We start from the raw sequence: 20,284 nt of genomic DNA, 5'->3' as shown, positions 1-20,284 counted from the left end.
GGCGGATGCGTTGCAGAACGCTCATTCCTCCAGGAACAGGCTCACCACATCATTGGTGAAGCGGCGGCCCAGTTCGGTAGGCTGCACATGGCCATCGGCCACGGTCAGCCAGCCGCGCCCTACGGCCTCGGCCAGCGGCGCATCCAGCACACGGCGGGGCAGGCCGGTACGCGACTCGAAATCGCGCAGGCCAAAACCTTCATGCAGGCGCAGCAGGTTCAGCATGTACTCGAAAGGCAGGCGGTCGGCGGCGATCACCTCATCGCCACCGAACGAGGCCGGGCTGCCGGCGCTGTCCAGGTAAGCCTGCGGGTGCTTGAGCTTCCAGCGCCGCAGCACGTGTTCTTCGGCACCGGAGCTGATCTTGCCGTGCGCGCCGGCACCGATGCCCAGGTAATCGCCGAAGCGCCAGTAGTTCAGGTTGTGCGCGCTCTGCCGGCCGGGGCGTGCGTAGGCACTCACCTCGTACTGGCCGAAACCGGCCTGCGCCAGCAGGGTCTGGCAGTGCTCCTGCATGTCCCAGGCATGGTCTTCATCGGGAATGCCCTGCGGCGGCCGCGCGAAGAACACCGTGTTCGGTTCCAGGGTCAGCTGGTAGTGCGAGATGTGCGCCGGCTGCAGCGCGAAGGCGCGTTCCAGATCGGCCTCGGCCCCGGCCAGGGTCTGTTCCGGCAGCGCGTACATCAGGTCGATGTTGAAATTGTCATAGCCGGCGTCCTGCGCCATCTTCACCGCGCGCTCGGCTTCACCACTGTCGTGGATGCGGCCCAGGCGCTTCAGTGCGGCATCGTCGAAGCTCTGGATGCCGAAGCTGAGGCGGTTCACGCCGGCTGCGCGGTAACGATCGAAGCGGCCGTGCTCGGCGGTGCCCGGGTTGGTTTCCAGGGTGATCTCGGCATTGGGCGCGAAGCGCAGGCGCGCGCTGGCCTGCTGCAGGAAGCGGTCGATGGCCTCCGGCGGGAACAGGCTGGGCGTACCGCCACCGAAGAACACGCTGTGCACCACCCGGCCCCAGACCAGCGGCAGGTCCTGGTCGAGGTCGCGCAGCAGGGCGTCGATGTAGGCCTCGAACGGCAGCTCGCCCTTGGCCTGGTGCGAGTTGAAATCGCAGTACGGGCATTTGCGCACGCACCACGGCAGGTGCACGTACAGCGACAGCGGCGGCGGCACGAGGCGCGGCGCGTGGTCGTGGCCATGGTCGCCGGCACAGGCTTCGCCGGGCAGGTGGTTGCAGTGGTCGTGGTCGTGCGGCATGGGCTTCATCGGTAGTGCCGGCCGCTGGCCGGCTTCCCTGCGGTAATCAGACGGGTATCAGAGCCAAGTGGCCAGCTGCTGCTTGAGCTGCTGCAGGGCAACGGCGCGGTGGCTGATGGCGTTTTTCAGCGCCGGTTCCATCTCCGCAGCCGTCAGCCCGTGGGTGGTGTCCAGAAACACCGGGTTGTAGCCAAATCCATTCGTGCCGCGCAGTTCGCGGATGATCTGTCCTTCCCAACGGCCTTCGCAGATCAGCGGCTGCGGGTCGGTGGCATGGCGCAGCAGCACGATGACCGCATAGAAACGGGCGCCGCGCTGGCCATCGGGCACATCGGCCATGGCTTCGAGCAGCTTGGCGTTGTTGGCCGCCGCATTGGTCGGGTGGCCGGCGTAGCGCGCGCTGTACAGGCCGGGGGCACCGCCGAGGGCGTCGACGATCAGGCCCGAATCATCGGCCAGTGCCGGCAGGCCGGTGGCTTCGCAGGCGGCCCGTGCCTTCAGCAGGGCGTTCTCGACGAAGGTCAGGCCGGTTTCCTCCACATCCCCCAGGCCCAGTTCGGCAGCCGAGGTGATCTGCAGCGGCAGGTCGGCGAGGATCTCCTGCATTTCCACCAGCTTGCCAGCGTTGTGGCTGGCCAGGACAAGCGTCTTCATCCGCGGGGCTCCAGCAGGTCCCAGGTGTTGCCGTACAGATCGCGGAACACCGCGACGGTGGCATAGGGCTCTTCGCGCGGCGCTTCCAGGAATTCGACGCCGGCGGCGACCATGGCCGCGTGGTCGCGGTGGAAGTCATCGGTATTGAGGAAGAAGCCCACCCGGCCACCGGTCTGGTTGCCGATGCGGCTGCGCTGCTCCTCGTTGCTGGCGCGGGCCAGCAGCAGGGCGGCGGCGCTGCCGTCGGTCGGGCCCACCACCACCCAGCGCTTGCTGCCCTGGTCGATGTCGTCCAGCAGGGTGAAGCCCAGTTTGCCGGTGTACCAGGCAATGGCTTCGTCGTAGTCGGCCACCACCAGGGTGGTCAGGGCAATGCGCCGGTTCATGCCGACAGCGCTGCCTGCTGCGCGGCCAGCAGCTCGCCCACGCCCTTTTCGGCCAGGCCCAGCAGCGCATCCAGTTCATCGCGGCGGAAGGCATGGCCTTCGGCGGTGCCCTGCAGCTCGATGAAACCGCCACCGTCGTTCATCACCACGTTCATGTCGGTATCGCAGTCGCTGTCTTCGGCGTAGTCCAGGTCCAGCACCGGGGTGCCGCGGTACACGCCCACCGACACCGCCGCCACCGCGCCCAGGATCGGGTTGCGCTTGATGTCGCCACGCTTCATCAGCACGTTCACCGCGTCGACCAGGGCCACGTAGGCGCCGGTGATGGCGGCGGTGCGGGTGCCGCCGTCGGCCTGCAGCACGTCGCAGTCCAGGGTGATGGTGCGTTCGCCCAGTGCGTTGCGGTCCACGCAGGCGCGCAGGCTGCGGCCGATCAGACGCTGGATCTCCAGGGTGCGGCCGCCCTGCTTGCCGCGTGCCGCTTCGCGGTCGCTGCGGGTGTGGGTGGCGCGCGGCAGCATGCCGTACTCGGCGGTCACCCAGCCTTCGCCCTTGCCACGCAGGAAGCCCGGCACGCGGTTTTCCACGCTGGCGGTGCACAGCACGCGGGTTTCACCGAAGCAGACCAGCACCGAACCCTCGGCGTGGCGGGTGAAACCGCGTTGGATGACGACCGGGCGGAGCTGGTCGGGCTGGCGGCCACTGGGGCGGGAATCGGACATGGTGCGGGTTCCGTAAGGGCAGGGGAGTACGCCGTCGCGCCCGCACCCTTGGCGGGGCGGGCAGGAGGGCTCTGGTGAGGGCGCTAGGGTACCATTCCCCCTTTGCACGCACCGGACACATTCCATGATTCGAAGCATGACCGCCTATGCCGGCGGCGAGCGCGTCACCCCGTGGGGCACGCTGGGCTGCGAGCTGCGCTCGGTCAACCACCGGTTCCTGGAAGTGGGCACCCGCCTGCCCGAGGAACTGCGTGCGCTGGAGCCGCAGCTGCGCGAGCGCATTGCCGCCCGCCTCAGCCGTGGCAAGCTGGACCTGGTCATGCGCCTGCGTGCGCCCGAGGGCGCCGCCAGCCTGCAGGTGAACGAGGCGCTGCTGGGCCAGCTGGGCCAGCTGGCACACCGCCTGACCTCCGATTTCCCCAACCTGCAGGTCAGCTTCACCGAGCTGCTGCAGCTGCCGGGCGTGACCCAGGGCGAGGCCACCGACGTGGCGGCCCTGCAGGCCGAGGCGCTGTCGCTGCTGGACCAGACGCTGGATGGCTTCGTGGCCGCGCGTGAACGCGAAGGCGCCACGCTGGCCGCCGCCATCGCCGAGCGGGTGGACGGCATCGAGCGCATCGCCACTGACGTCCGCACGCTGATTCCGGCCATTCGCGACGGCCAGCGCGCCAAGCTGGCAGCCCGCCTGGCCGATCTGCCGCACCCGGTCGACCCCGGCCGTGCCGAGCAGGAACTGGTGATGTGGCTGCAGAAGCTGGACGTGGACGAAGAGCTGGACCGCCTGGGCAGCCACATTGTGGAGATCCGCCGCGTGCTGAAGCAGCGCGAGCCGGTGGGCCGCCGCCTGGACTTCCTGCTGCAGGAATTCAACCGCGAAGCCAATACCCTGGGCTCGAAGTCGGTAGACAGCCGCACGTCCAATGCCGCGGTGGAGCTGAAGGTGCTGATCGACCAGATCCGCGAGCAGGTGCAGAACATCGAGTGATGTGCAGCGGGGCGCCTTCGGGCGCCCTGCGTCCGCTCTGCTAAAATTACGTGCCCGCTCCCGGGGAACCGTCTGCCGGGCCTGTTTCCAGGATGTTCCGCGCAGCCCCCGCCGTGCTGGCGCCATTTACCGCGCTGGCGCTGGAACACCGAGGAAAAACCTTGCGAAATCAACCTGTTGGATTCCGTGCATGAGCCCCCCGTCCACCCCGTCGGCCGCCATTGCGCGTGGCACCCTGTACATCGTTGCCGCCCCCTCGGGCGCCGGCAAGAGCAGCATCGTCAACGCCACCCTGGCGCGTGACCCGCAGATCGCCCTGTCCATCTCCTTCACCTCGCGTGCCATGCGCCCGGGCGAGGTGAACGGCGAGCACTACCACTTTGTCACCGCCGAGAAGTTCGAAGAAATGATCGCCGATGGCGACTTCTTCGAGCACGCGTGGGTGCACGGCGATTGGAAGGGCACCGCCCGCCAGTCGGTGGAGCCGCAGCTGGCCGCCGGCCAGGACGTGCTGCTGGAAATCGACTGGCAGGGCGCCCAGCAGGTGCGCCAGCTGGTGCCCGGTACGGTGACGGTGTTCATCCTGCCGCCGTCCAAGCAGGCCCTGCAGGACCGCATGCGCAAGCGCGGCCAGGACAGTGAGGCGGTCATCGCCCAGCGCCTGGGCGCCGCCCGCGATGAAATGCTGCACTTCAACGAGTTCGATTACGTCATCGTCAACGAGGTGTTCGACACCGCCGTGGATGAGCTGTGCGCCATCTTCACCGCCAGCCGCCTGCGCCGGGAGGCCCAGAAGGTCCGCCACGCCGGCCTGATCCAGGCCCTGTTGACCCCCGATCCGGGCGCAACTGACTGATTCCAAAAGAATCGGCTGGGGGTTGGCTTGATTTTGTCCAGTCCCTGCCAGTACACTCCGTCCCCTTTCCCTCATTCGACTGAGCGGCCGACCGGTCGCCGGGAGCCCGTATGGCCCGCATCACCGTAGAAGATTGCCTGGAAGTCGTTAACAACCGTTTCGACCTGGTCATGATGGCCTCCAAGCGTGCCCGTCAGCTCGCCAATGGCGTGCAGGCCACGCTGGACAACGACACCGAAGACAAGCCGACCGTGCTGGCGCTGCGCGAAATCGCCGCCCGCAAGATCGACAACGCGCTGATCGACGAAGTCGAGAAGGCCGAGCGCGAGCGTGCCGAGCGCGAAGCGCTGGAATGGGCGGCCGCTGAAGTGGTCGCCGACGAAGACATGTCCAAGAACGACGATTGATCGCCTCGATCAACGTCATTGCTGGATAGCCGAACAGCCCGCCCCGTGCGGGCTGTTTCGCATTCAGGGTTTGCCGTAATCGGCGCGCTGGCATAGGCTTCTGGCATGAACCCAGGCCCCACTGCCAAGGTAGCCGCGCCCACCGCCGCGGCCGTACCTGATTACGTCCTCCAGCTCGAACGCGCCGCCCATTACCTGCCGCCGGAACAGCTGCCGCTGCTGCGCCGTGCCTGGGAAGTCGGAGCGTCGGCGCATGCTGGGCAGACGCGCAAGTCGGGCGAGCCCTACATCACCCATCCGGTGGCCGTGGCCCAGGTGCTGGCCGAGCTTGGCCTGGATGTGGAAGCGCTGATCGCCGCGATCCTGCACGACACCATTGAAGACACCCCGCTGACCCGTGAAGAACTGGCGGCGGAGTTCGGCGAAGCCGTGGCCGAGCTGGTCGACGGCGTGACCAAGCTGGACAAGCTGAAGTTCCGCGACCGCCAGGAAGCGGCCGCCGAAAGCTTCCGCAAGATGCTGCTGGCCATGTCGCGCGACCTGCGCGTAATCATGATCAAGCTGGCCGACCGCCTGCACAACATGCGCACCCTGGGCGCGCAGAGCCGCGAAGCGCGCGGCCGCATCGCCCGCGAAACGCTGGAAATCTACGCGCCCATCGCCCAGCGCCTGGGCATGAGCCTGGTCAAGAGCGAACTGCAGAACCTGGGCTTCAAGGCGCTGTACCCCTGGCGCCACGCCATCATCGAAAAACACATCCGCAGCCAGCCGGTGGTCCGCCGCGAGGCGATGGCGCAGGTGGAAGTGCAGCTCTCGCAGCGGCTGGCGAAGGAAGGCATCGAGCACCGCCTGGTCAGCCGCATCAAGACCCCGTGGAGCATCTACAACAAGATGCGCGACGAGAACAAATCCTTCGACCAGGTCATGGATGTGTTCGGTTTCCGCCTGGTCGTGCGCAGCGTGCCCAGCTGCTACCACGCGCTGGGTTCGGTGCATGCCACGTTCAAGCCGCTGGATGGCCGCTTCCGCGATTTCATCGCCATTCCCAAGGCCAACGGTTACCAGTCGCTGCACACCGTGCTGTTCGGGCCCTACGGTTCGCCCATCGAAGTGCAGATCCGCACCGAGGAAATGGACCTGATCGCCGAACGCGGCGTGGCCGCGCACTGGACCTACAAGTTCGGTGGCGATTCGCCCAACAGCGCGCAGAGCCGTGCCCACGCCTGGATCGTCGAACTGATCGATTCGCAGCGCGCCGCCGGTTCCTCGCTGGAATTCCTCGACAACGTGAAGGTGGACCTGTTCCCGGACGAGGTCTATCTGTTCACCCCGAAGGGCAAGATTCTCGCCCTGCCGCGAAACTCCACCGCGCTCGACTTTGCCTACGCCGTGCACACCGACGTGGGCAACATGGCCGTGGCCTCGCGCGTGGACAAGAAGCTGGTGCCGTTGCGCACCAAGCTGGTGTCCGGGCAGTCGGTGGAAATCATCACTGCGCGTTCGGCCACGCCCAAGCCGCAGTGGCTGGAATTCGTGGTCACCAGCAAGGCGCGCACCGCCATCCGCCACCAGCTCAAACAGCTGGAGCATGAGGATGCCGTGCAGCTGGGCCACCGCATGCTCGACCGTGCGCTGGAAGCGATGGATTCCTCGCTGGAACGCCTGCCCAAGGGCCGGCTGGATGCCTTCCTGTCCGAGCACCGCTTCCCGCGCCTGGAGGCCCTGCTGGCCGAGGTGGCGCTGGGCAACTGGATGCCGACCCAGGCCGCGCAGGCCTTGATGGCCTATGCCGAACTGCGCGGCGGCCCGCATTCGCGCCAGCACTCGCAGGAAAAGATCCTCATCAACGGCAGCGAGCGCGGCGTGGTCACCTTCGCCGGGTGCTGCCAGCCGATTCCCGGCGACGAGATCATGGGCTACCACACCGCCGGCAAGGGCATCGTGGTGCACCGCATGGATTGCCCGAACCTGGCCGAACTGCGCAAATCGCCCGAGCGCTGGGTGCTGATCGGCTGGGACACCACCGTCTCCGGCGATTACGACACCGCACTGGTGGTGGAAGTGGAAAACGGCACCGGCGTGCTGGCGCAGCTGGCCGCGGCCATTGCGCAGAGCCACTCCAACATCGAACGGGTGGACTACCTGGACCGCGATTTCAATGCGGCCGTGCTGGCGTTCAACATCCAGGTACGCGACCGCAACCACCTGGCCGAAGTGATGCGCCGCCTGCGACGCCTGTCGGTCGTGCAATCGGTGCGCCGCCAGTAACCCCACCCCGGTAGCGCCGGCACACACCAGTAGATCCACGCCATGCGTGGATGGCTTTCCGGTAGCACCGGCCGCTGGCCGGCCTCCCTGGCAAACACCTGGGCTCAGAGCCGTTTCCCGCCGGGAAACGGATCCGACCCCAAGCCGATACAGCGCCCACCCGGTACAATCACCGCTCTGTTTTCTGCACACCACCGGAGCGACCATGTCCCGCCAGATCATCAACACCGAAAAGGCGCCCGCCGCCATCGGCCCGTACTCGCAGGCCGTGCGCGCCGGCAACACCGTGTATTTCTCCGGCCAGATTCCGCTGGACCCGGCCACCGGTGACATCGTCGGCGCCGGTGACGTCGAAGCGCAGGCCCGCCGCGCCTTCGACAACCTCAAGGCCGTGGCCGAAGCCGCTGGCGGTTCGCTGGACAAGGTCGTGCGCCTGGGCCTGTACCTGACCGACCTGGCCGAATTCGCCAAGGTCAACGCCGTCATGCAGGACTACTTCCAGGCCCCGTTCCCGGCCCGTTCCACCATCGAAGTCTCCGGCCTGCCCAAGGGCGCCAACTTCGAGGTCGACGCGGTGATGGTCATCGACTGACCCACCCGTGGCACGCAAGGCGGCGGTCACCCCGGCACTGTCACCGTCCGGCGAAGCATCCCTGGCGATGCTTGCCGGCGTAGGCCCGGCCGTGGCCGCCAAACTGCAGGCGCGTGGCCTGGCCACCCTGCAGGATCTGTGGCTGCACCTGCCGCTGCGCTATGAAGACCGCACCCGGCTGACCCGCATCGAAGACCTGCGCCCGGGCGTTCCGGCGCAGGTGGAAGTCCGGGTCACCGCGGTCGAACGCGGCATGCGCTACCGCCCCATGCTGAAGGTGGCGGTGGAAGACGAAGGGCAGGGCACCCTGGTGCTGCGCTTCTTCCACTTCCGCCAGCAGCAGGTGGGCCAGTTCGCGGTAGGCAACCGGCTGCGCTGCTTCGGCACGCCCAAGCCGGGCCATCTCGGCCTGGAAATCGTCCACCCCAGTTACCAGGTGCTGGGCCGCAACGACGACCCTGAACTCGGCGATCGCCTCGACCCGGTGTATCCCACCGTGGAAGGCATCGGCCCCATGACCATGCGCAAGCTGATCGGCCAGGCCCTGGACCGCCTGCCCGAGGAAAGCACGCTGGAACTGCTGCCCAGCGGCTGGCTGGACGGTCTAAGCCTGCCCTCGCTGCGCAGCGCGCTGCTGACCGTGCACCGGCCGCCGCCGGATGCCGATCTGGCCGCGCTGGCCGCCGGCACCCACCCCGCGCAGCGGCGGCTGGCGATGGAAGAACTGCTGGCCCACCACCTCAGCCTGCGCCGCCAGCGCATCGCGTTGCAGGCGCACCATGCGCCGCCGCTGGCCGGTCCCGGCAAGCTGGCCAAGGCGCTGCTGAAACAACTGCCGTTCGCGCTGACCGGCGCGCAGGCGCGTGTGTTCAAGCAGATCCGCGAAGACCTTGCCCGTCCCAGCCCGATGCTGCGGCTGGTGCAGGGCGATGTCGGTTCCGGCAAGACCGTGGTGGCCGCGCTGGCGGCGATGCTGGCGGTGGAGCAGGGCAAGCAGGTCGCGCTGGCCGCGCCCACCGAACTACTGGCCGAACAGCACCTCAACAATCTGCGCGGCTGGCTGGAACCGCTGGGCGTGCGCGTGAGCTGGCTGGCCGGCAAGGTCACCGGCAAGGCACGCGCCAAGGTGATCGAACAGGTGGCCAATGGCGAAGCGCAGGTGGTGGTTGGCACCCACGCGCTGATGCAGGAAGCGGTGGTGTTCCAGGATCTGGCCCTGGCCATCGTCGATGAGCAGCACCGCTTCGGCGTGCACCAGCGTCTGGCACTGCGCGACAAGGGCGCGGGCGCACACAGCGTGCCGCACCAGCTGGTGATGACCGCAACCCCCATTCCGCGCACGCTGGCGATGTCCGAGTACGCCGATCTGGATGTCTCGGCCATCGACGAACTGCCGCCTGGGCGCACCCCCGTGCAGACCGTGGCGCTCAACAACGACCGCCGACCCGAACTGATTGAACGCATCGCCCTGGCCTGCCAGGAAGGGCGGCAGGTGTACTGGGTGTGCACCCTCATCGAAGAAAGCGAAGAGTTGGATGCCACGCCTGCGCAGGCCACGTACGAATCGCTGCAGGCGCTGCTGCCCGGTGTGCGTGTTGGCCTGGTGCATGGCCGCCTGAAAGCGGCGGAGAAGCTGGCGACGATGGTCGCATTCAAGGCCGGCGAGATTGATCTGCTGGTGGCCACAACAGTCATCGAAGTGGGCGTGGACGTGCCCAATGCCTCGTTGATGGTGATCGAGAACGCCGAGCGCCTGGGCCTGGCCCAGCTGCACCAGCTGCGCGGCCGCGTCGGCCGTGGTTCGGCAGTGTCGCGCTGCGTGCTGCTGTACCAGGCACCGCTTTCGCAGATGGCGCGCGAGCGTCTGCAGACCATGCGCGAAACCAACGATGGCTTCGTCATTGCCGAAAAGGATCTGGAACTGCGCGGCCCCGGCGAACTGCTGGGCACCCGCCAGACCGGCCTGGCCGGTTTCCGCATTGCCGATCTGGCCCGCGATGCCGGCCTGCTGCCCGGCGTGCACGGCCTGGCCGAGCGCCTGCTGGCCCAGCAACCCGCGCTGGCCGATCGCGTGGTCAACCGCTGGATCGGCACCGCCGTGCGTTACGCCTCGGCGTAAGGCACGGGGTCAGATCCCTTTGCGCAGCAAAGGGCTCTGCCCCCCCATTCCGGTGGCACTCATCCACGCATGGCGTGGATCTACCGCCCCGGGGCAGGGTGCTCTTGCAACGGCCCCCAACCCGGTCCACACTTCGTTGCCGATCTGAAGACGGCAACGATGACCCACAAGATCCCGCTGTTGATCGACACCGACCCCGGTGTGGACGACGCCCTGGCCCTGCTGATGGCCTTCGCCGATGAACGGCATGACGTGGTCGCCCTGACCATCGCCGCCGGCAATGTCGGCTTGGACTACACGGTCCGCAACGCCCTCAAACTCTGCGACATCGTCGGCCGCACCGACGTGCCGGTGTTCGCTGGCAGCCCTGACCCGCTGATCCACCCCTCAGTGGACGCCGCCCACGTGCATGGCCGCGATGGCTATGGCGATGTGGACCTGCCGCCGCCCAGCCGCCAGGCCGAGGCTGAACATGCCGCGCTGGCCATCCTGCGCCTGTCGCACCAGTACGCCGGCGAGCTGATGCTGGTGATGCTGGGCCCGCTGACCAACTTGGCGCTGGCCCTGAAGCTGGACCCGACCCTGCCCCAGCGCATCAAGCGCATCGTGGTGATGGGCGGAGCAGTCACCTGCCACGGCAACATCACCCCGGCGGCCGAATTCAACATCGCCTTCGACCCGGAAGCGGCGCATGTGGTGTTCACCTCGTTCAAGCACCTGCTGGTGTCGGACTGGGAAGCCACCGTTGCCCACGGCCTGCCGCTGCAGGAAGCCGAGCAGTGGCTGCAGGCCGATTCCGACCGCGCCCGCTTCTACGAGCTGATCTCGCGCAAGACCCGCGCGCTGTCCGAAGACGCCAAGGGTGGCCGCTGGTACACCGCCGATGCGGTGGCCATGGCCTGGGCGCTGAACCCGGAAGGCCAGCTGCAGGTGGAATCGCGCCCGCTGAACATCGAACTGAACGGCACGTTCAGCCGCGGTGCCACCATCGTCGACTGGAACCGCCAGACCGGCCAGCCGGACAACTGCGATCTGCTGATGGCCTACGACCAGGCCCGTTTCGAGGCCCTGGTGCGCCAGGCGCTGGGCGCCGACTGAGCCCGATGTGCACACACCGGTTGCCCCGCGCGGCAACCGGTGTTTATAATGCCGCTCTTGACCACCAGCCCATTTACGGTGTGAGCCCATGAAGGCCGATATCCATCCGAACTACCGCGACGTCGTCTTCGAAGACGTCACTTCCGATTTCAAGATCCTGACCCGCTCCACCATGGCGACCAAGGAAACCACCACCTGGACCGACGGTAATGAATACCCGCTGGTCAAGGTTGAAATTTCCTCGGCTTCGCACCCGTTCTACACGGGCAAGCACAAGGTGATCGACACCTCGGGCCGTATCGACAAGTTCCAGAAGCGCTACGCGCGCTGATCCGTCGATCCAGCTTTGAACCGACGGCCGCGCTTTGCGCGGCCGTTTGTTTTTGTCCGGCGCCTACCCAACGGGCGTTTGGAAGGCCGGAACAGACCGTTCAGGGGATGGTGTCTTTGCCCATCAAGGCCGCTTGCCGGCAGGGTTCGTCCTGCCCGTCGTCTACGACTTCCGTCTAGCACCCGACAAATGCTGCTGTGCGATAATGACCTGATCCCCGGCACAGGCCGAGGACGTCATTCACGTGCCTGACCAATGCGCTTGGGCAGGCGCCTTCCCATGAAGGAGCGCACACAGTGTCCGATCTTGATCAGGTCACGCTCAACGCCGGCGAAAAGTCGGTCGTTCTGCCCGTCATCAAACCCACCCTTGGCAACGACTGCGTCGACATCGCGAAGCTGACCAAGGAAACGGGGTTCTTCACCTACGATTCCGGCTTCACCGCGACGGCCAGCTGCAAGTCCGCCATCACCTACATCGACGGCGACAAGGGCGTGCTGCTGTACCGCGGCTACCCGATCGAACAGCTGTCGGAAAAGTCGAGCTACATCGAAGTGGCCTACCTGCTGATCAACGGCGAGCGTCCGAGCGCCGAGCAGCTGAAGGCCTTCACCGATGAGCTGACTGCCGAAGCCAATGTCGATGAGTCGATCAACACCCTGATCGGCAGCTTCGCCAAGGATGCCCACCCGATGGCCATCCTGGCTGCCGCGATCGCGCAGCTGTCGGCCATCTACCACGACTCGCTGGACCTGTCCGACGCCGAACAGCGCCGCCAGGCGGCCGTGCGCCTGATCGCCAAGGTGCCGACCCTGTCGGCCCTGATCTACCGCCACGGCAAGGGCCTGCCGGCCAACAAGCCGGACACCTCGCTGGATTACGTCAGCCGCTTCCTGAAGCAGACCTTCGAGTCGGCGGATGGCCAGTACGATCTGAACCCGGACGTGGTGAAGGCGCTGGACCTGCTGTTCATCCTGCACGCCGACCACGAGCAGAACGCCTCGACCTCGACCGTGCGCCTGGTCGGTTCGACCGGTGCCAACCCGTACGCGTCGGTCGCCGCTGGCGTCACCGCGCTGTGGGGTCCGGCCCACGGCGGTGCCAACGAAGCCGTGCTGAAGATGCTGGAAGAAATCGGCACCGCCGACAACGTCGAGTCGGCCGTGGTCAAGGCCAAGGACAAGACCTCCGGCTTCCGCCTGATGGGCTTCGGCCACCGCGTCTACAAGAACTTCGACCCGCGCGCCAAGGTCATCGGCGAGATGACCGGCAAGGTGCTCAAGCAGCTGGGCGTGCAGGATCCGCTGCTGGACGTGGCCGTCAAGCTGGAACAGGCCGCGCTGCAGGACGAGTACTTTGTCGCCCGCAAGCTGTACCCGAACGTCGATTTCTACAGCGGCATCATCTACAAGGCGCTGCAGATCCCGACCGAAATGTTCACCGTCATGTTCGCCCTGGGCCGTACCTCCGGCTGGGTCGCACATTGGCTGGAACAGCAGGTTGACCCGGAAATGAAGATCGGCCGTCCGCGCCAGGTCTACACCGGCGCAGACGTGCGCGACTACCAGGGCTGATCGCCTGCGGTAGGTCGTGAGAAGAACGCCCCGCATTGCGGGGCGTTTTTTTTGCATCGCGCAGGGTGGGTGCCAACCTTGGTTGGCACGCATTGGACCTTCGCGGAAAGCCATCCACGCATGGCGTGGATCTACTGATGCGCTCGCCGACCCACGCACGTCCGACCTTGCTCTGGTAGATGCCAACCTTGGTTGGCACGGCCTTCACGTGGATCTACCGACGCCAAGACCGCGTGATTCAGGGGTCTCGCCAGCTTCACAACCGCACGCGCAGCCTCGGGATGCACGCTGCACCCGCAGCGGTTGATACGGAGCGTCCACCCCATGAGTACCCGATTCGATCCACCCGAGCGCGGCCCGCTCGGCCCAGACGTCGCCACTGTCGTCACCGCACCCATCGTCGCGCCGCCCAGCGAAAGCGCCGTGTCGTGGGGCGCGATCTTCGCCGGTGCCGCCGCCGCTGCCGCGCTCTCCCTCGTCCTGCTGATCCTCGGCGTCGGCCTGGGCCTGTCCTCGGTCTCGCCGTGGTCCTTCGAAGGCGTCAGCAAGGAAACCTTCGGCTGGTCCAGCATCGCCTGGCTCACCTTCACCGCACTGGCCGCCTCCGGCCTGGGTGGCTACCTCGCCGGTCGCCTGCGCACCAAGTGGACGCAGATCCACGGCGATGAAACCTACTTCCGCGATACCGCACACGGCTTCGTGTCATGGGCCGTCGCCACGCTGCTCACCGCGGGCCTGCTGACTTCGGCCATCGGGGGCGTGCTCGGTGCCGGTGCCAAGGTCGCAGGCGCCACTGCGGGTGCCGCCGTCTCCACCGCGGGCGTTGCTGCTGCAGGTGCTGGCAGCGCTGCAGCCGCTGCGCCGGAAGGCGACCTCAACTACTGGGTCGATTCGCTGTTCCGCAACGCCACCAATCCGGGCCCGGACGCTGCTGCTGCACCGCCGGCACCGGGCGCACCGGGTGCTGCGCCGATGGACGCGGCAGCACCGCCGCCGCCGGCCGCCAACGCCGCCCCGCGTGATGCCCGCATGGGCCCGCCGCCGCGCCCAATGCCCGGCCATGGCCCGATGGGTGACCGTCGCGAAGTGCGCGCCGAAGTGAACCGCATCATCGTCAACAGCCTGCAGGGTGATGGCCTGGATCCGGCTGACACCCAGTACCTGTCGCAGCTGATTGCCCGCGAAACCGGCATGAGCCCGGCCGAAGCACAGGCCCGCGTGACCGATGTGCAGACGCGCATGCGTGCGGCGCTGGAGAAGGCGAAGAACACCGCCAAGCAAGCCGCTGATGATGCGCGTAAGGCCACGGCCTACGCCGCACTGTGGCTGTTCATCACCCTGCTGATCGGCGCGTTCTTCGCCAGCCTCAGCGCCACCTGGGGCGGCCGCCGCCGTGACCTGTAACCCGCATTCCATGCAAGGAGACCTGCCATGAAAATGATTCTGCTCTGGCTGTTGGGCGTGCCGATTCCGTTGTTGATCCTTTACGCGATTTTCTTCTGAAGAAGCGCTGTTGAATGAGCCAGCATCAGGCCGCCGAAGGCGGCCTGATGCGTTCCAGGTAGCGCCGGGCCATGCCCGGCGGCTTCCGCCCCCTCCACGCGTGGCGTGGATCTGCTGATGCTGCGTGCAATGAGGTTAGTTGCAAAACAGACACCGAAAAGTTGTATCTCTCTCAATTCTTGACCGTCATCCCCAAAATTCCGTAACAACCAGATATTTAGGAATCGTTGAATGGTCAACGGGGGGTAGGGCTTCCTACCATTCTCCCCGTCACCTCCCCATCCACTGCGGGCGTGGTGATGCTCCCCTCCCACCCTCCTTCCTCCGGGAGGGGAGCCTTTTTCTTTTCATTGTCCGAGAGAGACAACACCGATGAATACCCTTCTGAAGAAGGCCGCGCTGGTTGCAGCGCTGGCCACCGCTTCGCTGTCCGCGCATGCCGCGGAAGTCGATATCTCCGTCTGGGCTGACGTTGACCCGACGCTGTCGCTCATGAAAGCCGACGGTACCGCGCTGGATGACTCCGTGAAGCTGTCCCACGACGCCGCAACAGGTCTTCTGATTCCGTGGAGCGTGCCGGTGCGCATCCATAGCAACGACACGGACAAGGACATCGAAGTCCGCCTGGGCTTCGACCCTACTCTGCAGCGTGATACCGGTGGTGGTACCCCGATCCCGCTGGCAGTGTCGCTGAATGGTCAAGCGCTGACCACCACGGCGCGTACTTACGACGCAAGCGCGATCTTCGATGGCGCACTGCCGGGCAGATCCATCCCGATGGATCTGCGAATTGCCCAAGGCAACAGCACCGCAATTGCAGATGCCGGTAAGTACAACGGCATCGTGCGGGTAGTGATGCTGCAGGCTCCCTAACCCCCTCAGCGTCAAACCCCGCGCCGGCCCGACCACCGGGCCGGCCGCTCCAGGCACCCCTCCCATGAAAGCTTCCGCCCCCGCCGTCACCCGGCTGGCGGTCGCGCTCGCCTTGTCGTTGGCCACGCCGCTGGTCGCGGCACGCGGCGTTCCCGTCGGTTTCGAGGATCTGGTCGATGGCCAGGTCGAACAACTCGACATCCGCCTGTTCGGCCGCAGTGCCGGGCTGTCGCCGGTACGCGTTACTCTGGAACACGTGCAGCTGGAAGACCCCGCGCGCGTGCTGCAGGCGCTCGATCTGTCGCCTGAAGCACAGGCCGCACTGCTGCCTGCACTGTCGCAGCCACTGCCGCGCAACAGCCATCTGGCCTGCCGCTTTGGTGGCGCCGAGGCTGGCTGCGGCTACCTCGATCCGCCGGAAGATCCCCACGCTGTGCGCGCGCTGTACGACGAAGGCGAGGGCGCGGTGCGCCTGTTCGTGGCCAAGCAGTGGATCACGGCCGAGCCTGCGGCAAGCCGTTTCCACCAGATCAGCAGCAATGCCGAAAACGCGTTCCTGCATCAGCAGACACTCAACCTCAGCGGCGGCCGTGGCTACCAGGCGCTGACCGCGCAGGGCGCCGGTGCACTCGGCCTGTTCCAGCGCGGCCACGTGGCAGTGGATTGGAACTTCAACAGCCAGCAGTACCGCGGTGGCCGTCGGCGCCACGATTTCCAGTTCGACAACGCCTATTACCGCCATGACCTCGGCCCGCAGCACTACCTGCAGGCCGGGCGCATGGACCGCCGCAACCTGTCCAGCCCGCAGGGCGGCACCTTCAGTTTCAGCATGCTGCCGATGGACCGCTTCGCCGGCCTGCGCATCGGCACCACCCAGGCCTATGTGGATACCGAAGCGGCCATACAGACCACGCCGCTGACCGTGCTGCTGGCCCGGGACGCGCGCGTGGATGCCTTCGATGGCGAGCGCCTGCTGCAGAGCTTCTACCTGCAGGCCGGCATCAACGATCTGGACACGCGGCGTTTCCCGTTCGGCAGCTACACCGTCACCCTGCGCATCTACGAAGACGGCGTGCTGGTGCGTAGCGAAGACGCGCCCTTCGACAAGGGTGGCGACTGGGCCAACAGCAGCGTGCAGTGGTTCCTGCAGGGTGGCCGCCGCAACGAGCGCCGCAGCGACCGCTTCGATGGCGAGATGGCGGCGATGGCCGGCCTGCGCGTGCCGATGGGGCGCGATGCGGCCGTGACCGCCGGCGTGGCCGACCTGGGCGGCTTCAGCTACGGCGAGCTGCGCGTTGACCTGCGCCACATGTTCAAGACCCAGGATGTGCGCGCCAGCTTCAGCGGCATGCGCGGCAGCGATGGCAGCAGCGGCCAGCAGCACCAGCTGTCCTACCGCCGCAAGGCGTCCTGGAACGTCTACCAGCAGCGCCTGCGCGGGCGTGCCTGCCAGTTTGAAAACGATACCCGCGACCGCCTGGCCTGCGCTGATTCGCTCAGTGCCTCGATGTCGCTGCCGGTGGCCGGTGGCAGCGCCTATCTGGCCTTCACCCGCCGACAGACCTGGAGCCGCGGCACCGTGCTCAACAACGATCCCGACGACCCGATGGCCGCGCTCGACCCGCTGCTGCCGTGGGAACCGCGCTACAGCCGCGAACCCAACCTCACCCGCACCTGGCAGGCCAGCTACAGCCGCGTGCAGCGCTGGCAGGAATTCAGCGTATCCACCCGCGTGGGCGTCTGGCAGCAGGGCACGCAGAGCAGCCTGCGCGACAGCCACGACCGCGGCATCTTCATCAACCTCAGCCTGACCCGCCTGCAGCGCCGTGACATTGGCAACTCGCAGCGGCGCTACGCCATGGATGTGCGCCAGCCGCAGCACGCGCGCCCGGACGTGAACTACAGCGCGGCGCAGACCGTGCGCCAGGAAGTGGATGCGCAGTACCGCGATGCCACCTTTGAACTGCGCGGCAACAACAGTGATCGCTACAGCGCATCGCTGGGCGGGCAGACCCAGAACAAGTACGGCCACACCGGCGCCAGCGTCGCGACCTTCCGGCAGCGCGGCGGCAGTGAGCTGACCTACAGCGCCACGCACAGTTCCGGGCTGGCACTGGGCCGCCGCGGCCTGTACTGGGGCGGCGGCCTGGGTGCCGAGGCCGGCCTGGCCGTGCAGGTGGATGGCACCGACGATCTGGAGCTGACCGGCGTGGCCGCCGAACTGCAGGTGGGCGGACAACGCCGCCAGCGCCTGGCGCTGGGCGAGCGCCGCCTGCTGCCATTGCCGGCCTACCAGCAGCATCAGGCCGAAGTGCAGGACGCCAGCGCACTGAACAGTGATGCCGCCATCCGCGTGACCGGTGTGGGCGGCGCGCGTCCGCTGTTCCTCGCACCCGGCCGCCTGATGCGCATGGCCGTGCCGATTGAAGTGACCTACACCTTCATCGGCAATGCCCGCGACGTGGCCGGCGTGCCGCTGGGCGGCGCCCGCATTCTCAATGCCCCCGTGCCCGGTACCGGCAGCAACGGCGGCTTCGTGGCCGATTTCCCGCGCCGCGAACGCACCCTGTACCTGCTGCAGGACGACCGCCTGCTGCAGTGCCCGCTGCAGGTGCGCGAACGCCGCAGCGTGGTGATGCTGGTGGGCGCGGTGCAGTGCGAGCCGCTGGCCGTGGCGCAGCTGCCGGCTGACATCCGCCAGCAGGCACGGGTAACCCGGCTGCTGCAGGAACAGGCGTTGATTGCAGGCACGCAGCAGACCGCTGCGGCAGGAGGTACGCCATGAAGCGCGCGCTGCGTGGATTGATGTGGGTGATGTTGAGCACGGCGTTGGTGGTGATGGCGCCGCGGGCGCTCGCGCAGCGGCCGCCGGACCAGGCGCCCGTAGATGTAGGCCAAGACTTCAACCTGTCTTGGGATCGGTCAGCCGTCCCCAGCATGATTGAGTTGGTACCTCAAAAGACAGTGATTGCTAATGATCGAACAGGGCTGGATGGCTACGGAAAGCTGTTCTACACGTGCGTCTCCAGTGCGGATACGCAGCAAGGACGATGCCCCACCTCCGACACGATGGACCCCGCTGCAAACAGGGCGAGCACTATTGCTTTGCAATTCCGCGAAAAGCGTAGCGGAATGCGGATCGATGTGGATGTTGAAGGTGAACTACTACGGATTCAACCGACTGCGGCGTGCTTTTCAGACTATTGGGACCAGACGGCCCACTACCTCTGGTCTTCCCAGACGGCCGAGTGCAACTTTAGGGATCCCGCCGGGACTGCTCTTGGCCTACGTATTCAACAAAGAGAGCTTGAAAAGCTGGTGGCCGGGCATTGGGTTGCCACGCTTTCGATCGATCTTCGCAAGCCCCCGAGTCAGTTGCTACTGAAGAATGATTTTCGGCTTGAGCTTGCGATAACTGATCGTGATGCAGTAGCCATCTACTTCCCACAGTTCGACGAGATCGCCCCCCACGTTGGCATGAACCTGCGCTACGACCCCATCGCGCAGACGGTTGGCGGAGGCACCACGGTCGACATGTGTCTGTACGACGGACTCGGCTCGCAGGCAGCTTACCTCGGCGTCACCGTGCGCGATTCGGGTGCGCGTGCGCCGGGGCCATTGGGCTTCAGTGCATGGCACCGTGACAGCGGCGGCAGTGGCGACAGCGAGCGCCTGGATTACACCGTCACCCTTGATCACAGCGGCGCGCTCATCCCCATGCGCAATGGCATCGAAGAGCAGCTCACCGGCATCGACAGCGCCAAGCTGAAACTGGTGCTGCTGCCCGGCATGAGCCAGCCCGTGTTCTGCGTGCATACACCGCTGCGGCTGAATATGCCGCGCGTTCCCATCGCCGAAAAGCAACCCGGCTATTACCGCGGCGATCTCAAGGTCGAGCTGCGCGTGCCCACGGGCGTGCCCTGATCCCCAGCAGGAACTTCCATGAAACGACACTCTCTCTATCTGCTTCCGTTCTGCCTGCTGCTTGCGCTGCCCGCACAGGCCAACCTGACCGTGCATCCCATGCGCACCTCGGTGGATGCCAAGCGCGGCACGCAGATCCGCGTGTACTCGCAGTCGACGCAACCGCAGTACATCCAGGCCTCGCTGCGGCGCATCGACGATCCTGCCGGCGCAGACGAAACCGAAGTAGACGTCCAACCGGATGAGGCAGCTATCGCCGTCACCCCCGGCAAGTTCGCGCTGTCCGGTGGCGGCAACCGCCTCATCCGGGTCATCCCGCTGCAGCCGGTGGAACGGGAGACCGCCTACCGGGTGTACTTCGAAGGTGTGGCCGGCCCCGAAGAAGATCGCGGCGGCACCGCTGAAGCAGCGTCCGCCAACGTAGGCGTCAGCCTGGTCTGGGGCGCACTGGTAAACGTGCTGCCGCCCGAAGGTACCGTGCAGCCCCGGGTACAGGGCAACACCCTGCACAACGATGGCACGTTACGCCTGGGCGTTACCAGCATCGCTGATTGCATGGGCAGCCGCTGCACCGCGCACGAAGTCTCCAGAAGTCTCTATCCCGGCAGCTCGCTGCAACTGCCTTTCACCGTACAGGCGGGCCACACGGTGCAACTGCGCTACCGGCTCACCCGCGATGGCTATCGCGAACACGTGCAGACCCTCTCCCCCTGATGCGCTCCCGCCGTGCGAACGCGG

The 20,284-nt window shown here is 66.6% G+C and carries 18 protein-coding genes; 14 read left to right on the top strand and 4 right to left on the bottom strand.

Annotated elements, in window-relative coordinates:
• Window positions 1-21: 21 nt before the first annotated feature.
• Genes hemW through rph form a run of 4 tightly spaced genes read right to left on the bottom strand, consistent with a single transcriptional unit; the run spans window position 22 to window position 3,016 of the window.
• Window positions 22-1,254 carry a radical SAM family heme chaperone HemW gene (hemW, locus tag C1924_RS16035; RefSeq protein ID WP_108767095.1) on the bottom strand — a complete coding sequence of 411 codons (1,233 nt, stop codon included), beginning with the start codon at window positions 1,252-1,254 and terminating at the stop codon, window positions 22-24.
• Between the two features lie 57 nt (window positions 1,255-1,311).
• Complete coding sequence (rdgB, locus tag C1924_RS16030; protein WP_108766190.1) at window positions 1,312-1,908, bottom strand: RdgB/HAM1 family non-canonical purine NTP pyrophosphatase; 597 nt, start codon at window positions 1,906-1,908, stop codon at window positions 1,312-1,314.
• Window positions 1,905-2,294 (bottom strand): VOC family protein, encoded by a 390-nt coding sequence (locus C1924_RS16025; RefSeq protein WP_108766189.1) that lies wholly within the window; start codon window positions 2,292-2,294, stop codon window positions 1,905-1,907. The genes rdgB and C1924_RS16025 overlap by 4 nt, the downstream gene beginning before the upstream one ends.
• Window positions 2,291-3,016, bottom strand: a complete 726-nt coding sequence (gene rph, locus C1924_RS16020) for a ribonuclease PH (protein ID WP_005410889.1) — start codon at window positions 3,014-3,016, stop codon at window positions 2,291-2,293. Before rph ends, C1924_RS16025 begins: the two co-directional genes overlap by 4 nt.
• A gap of 124 nt (window positions 3,017-3,140) precedes the next feature.
• Here rph and C1924_RS16015 point away from each other — a divergent pair, with 124 nt between their 5' ends.
• The 14 genes from C1924_RS16015 (at window position 3,141) to C1924_RS15950 (ending at window position 20,260) form a co-directional block, all read left to right on the top strand.
• The gene (locus C1924_RS16015) at window positions 3,141-4,001 is read left to right on the top strand and encodes a YicC/YloC family endoribonuclease (protein WP_108766188.1); all 861 of its coding nucleotides are present in this window, start codon (window positions 3,141-3,143) and stop codon (window positions 3,999-4,001) included.
• A 190-nt stretch (window positions 4,002-4,191) separates the two neighbouring features.
• The gene (gene gmk, locus C1924_RS16010) at window positions 4,192-4,857 is read left to right on the top strand and encodes a guanylate kinase (protein WP_108766187.1); all 666 of its coding nucleotides are present in this window, start codon (window positions 4,192-4,194) and stop codon (window positions 4,855-4,857) included.
• A 110-nt stretch (window positions 4,858-4,967) separates the two neighbouring features.
• Window positions 4,968-5,264, top strand: coding sequence for a DNA-directed RNA polymerase subunit omega (gene rpoZ / locus C1924_RS16005; RefSeq protein ID WP_108766186.1), 297 nt, complete (start codon window positions 4,968-4,970; stop codon window positions 5,262-5,264).
• A 105-nt stretch (window positions 5,265-5,369) separates the two neighbouring features.
• Complete coding sequence (locus C1924_RS16000) at window positions 5,370-7,532, top strand: bifunctional (p)ppGpp synthetase/guanosine-3',5'-bis(diphosphate) 3'-pyrophosphohydrolase (RefSeq protein ID WP_108766185.1); 2,163 nt, start codon at window positions 5,370-5,372, stop codon at window positions 7,530-7,532.
• A 205-nt stretch (window positions 7,533-7,737) separates the two neighbouring features.
• On the top strand, window positions 7,738-8,124 hold the full coding sequence (locus C1924_RS15995) for a RidA family protein (RefSeq protein WP_046987316.1): 387 nt from the start codon (window positions 7,738-7,740) through the stop codon (window positions 8,122-8,124).
• 7 nt (window positions 8,125-8,131) lie between these two features.
• A complete protein-coding gene (gene recG / locus C1924_RS15990) occupies window positions 8,132-10,243 on the top strand; it encodes an ATP-dependent DNA helicase RecG (RefSeq protein ID WP_108766184.1) in 2,112 nt (703 codons plus the stop codon).
• Between the two features lie 159 nt (window positions 10,244-10,402).
• A complete protein-coding gene (locus tag C1924_RS15985; protein WP_108766183.1) occupies window positions 10,403-11,341 on the top strand; it encodes a nucleoside hydrolase in 939 nt (312 codons plus the stop codon).
• 88 nt (window positions 11,342-11,429) lie between these two features.
• Window positions 11,430-11,672: a type B 50S ribosomal protein L31 gene (locus C1924_RS15980; RefSeq protein ID WP_079223041.1), complete on the top strand. Its 243-nt coding sequence runs from the start codon at window positions 11,430-11,432 to the stop codon at window positions 11,670-11,672.
• Between the two features lie 296 nt (window positions 11,673-11,968).
• Window positions 11,969-13,246 (top strand): citrate synthase, encoded by a 1,278-nt coding sequence (locus tag C1924_RS15975; protein WP_108766182.1) that lies wholly within the window; start codon window positions 11,969-11,971, stop codon window positions 13,244-13,246.
• 324 nt (window positions 13,247-13,570) lie between these two features.
• Window positions 13,571-14,650: a hypothetical protein gene (locus tag C1924_RS15970; protein WP_108766181.1), complete on the top strand. Its 1,080-nt coding sequence runs from the start codon at window positions 13,571-13,573 to the stop codon at window positions 14,648-14,650.
• Window positions 14,651-15,121: 471 nt separating this feature from the next.
• Window positions 15,122-15,622, top strand: a complete 501-nt coding sequence (locus C1924_RS15965) for a CS1 type fimbrial major subunit (RefSeq protein WP_108766180.1) — start codon at window positions 15,122-15,124, stop codon at window positions 15,620-15,622.
• A gap of 64 nt (window positions 15,623-15,686) precedes the next feature.
• On the top strand, window positions 15,687-18,407 hold the full coding sequence (locus tag C1924_RS15960) for a TcfC E-set like domain-containing protein (RefSeq protein WP_108766179.1): 2,721 nt from the start codon (window positions 15,687-15,689) through the stop codon (window positions 18,405-18,407).
• Window positions 18,404-19,546 carry a CfaE/CblD family pilus tip adhesin gene (locus C1924_RS15955; protein WP_254051157.1) on the top strand — a complete coding sequence of 381 codons (1,143 nt, stop codon included), beginning with the start codon at window positions 18,404-18,406 and terminating at the stop codon, window positions 19,544-19,546. The genes C1924_RS15960 and C1924_RS15955 overlap by 4 nt, the downstream gene beginning before the upstream one ends.
• 18 nt (window positions 19,547-19,564) lie before the next feature.
• Window positions 19,565-20,260 (top strand): fimbria/pilus periplasmic chaperone, encoded by a 696-nt coding sequence (locus tag C1924_RS15950; protein WP_108766178.1) that lies wholly within the window; start codon window positions 19,565-19,567, stop codon window positions 20,258-20,260.
• Window positions 20,261-20,284 lie beyond the last annotated feature (24 nt).

The sequence above is a fragment of the Stenotrophomonas sp. ESTM1D_MKCIP4_1 genome (genome assembly GCF_003086895.1).
In the GTDB taxonomy this organism is placed as follows: Bacteria; Pseudomonadota; Gammaproteobacteria; order Xanthomonadales; family Xanthomonadaceae; genus Stenotrophomonas.
This window is presented reverse-complemented; position numbering and strand designations above follow the sequence as displayed.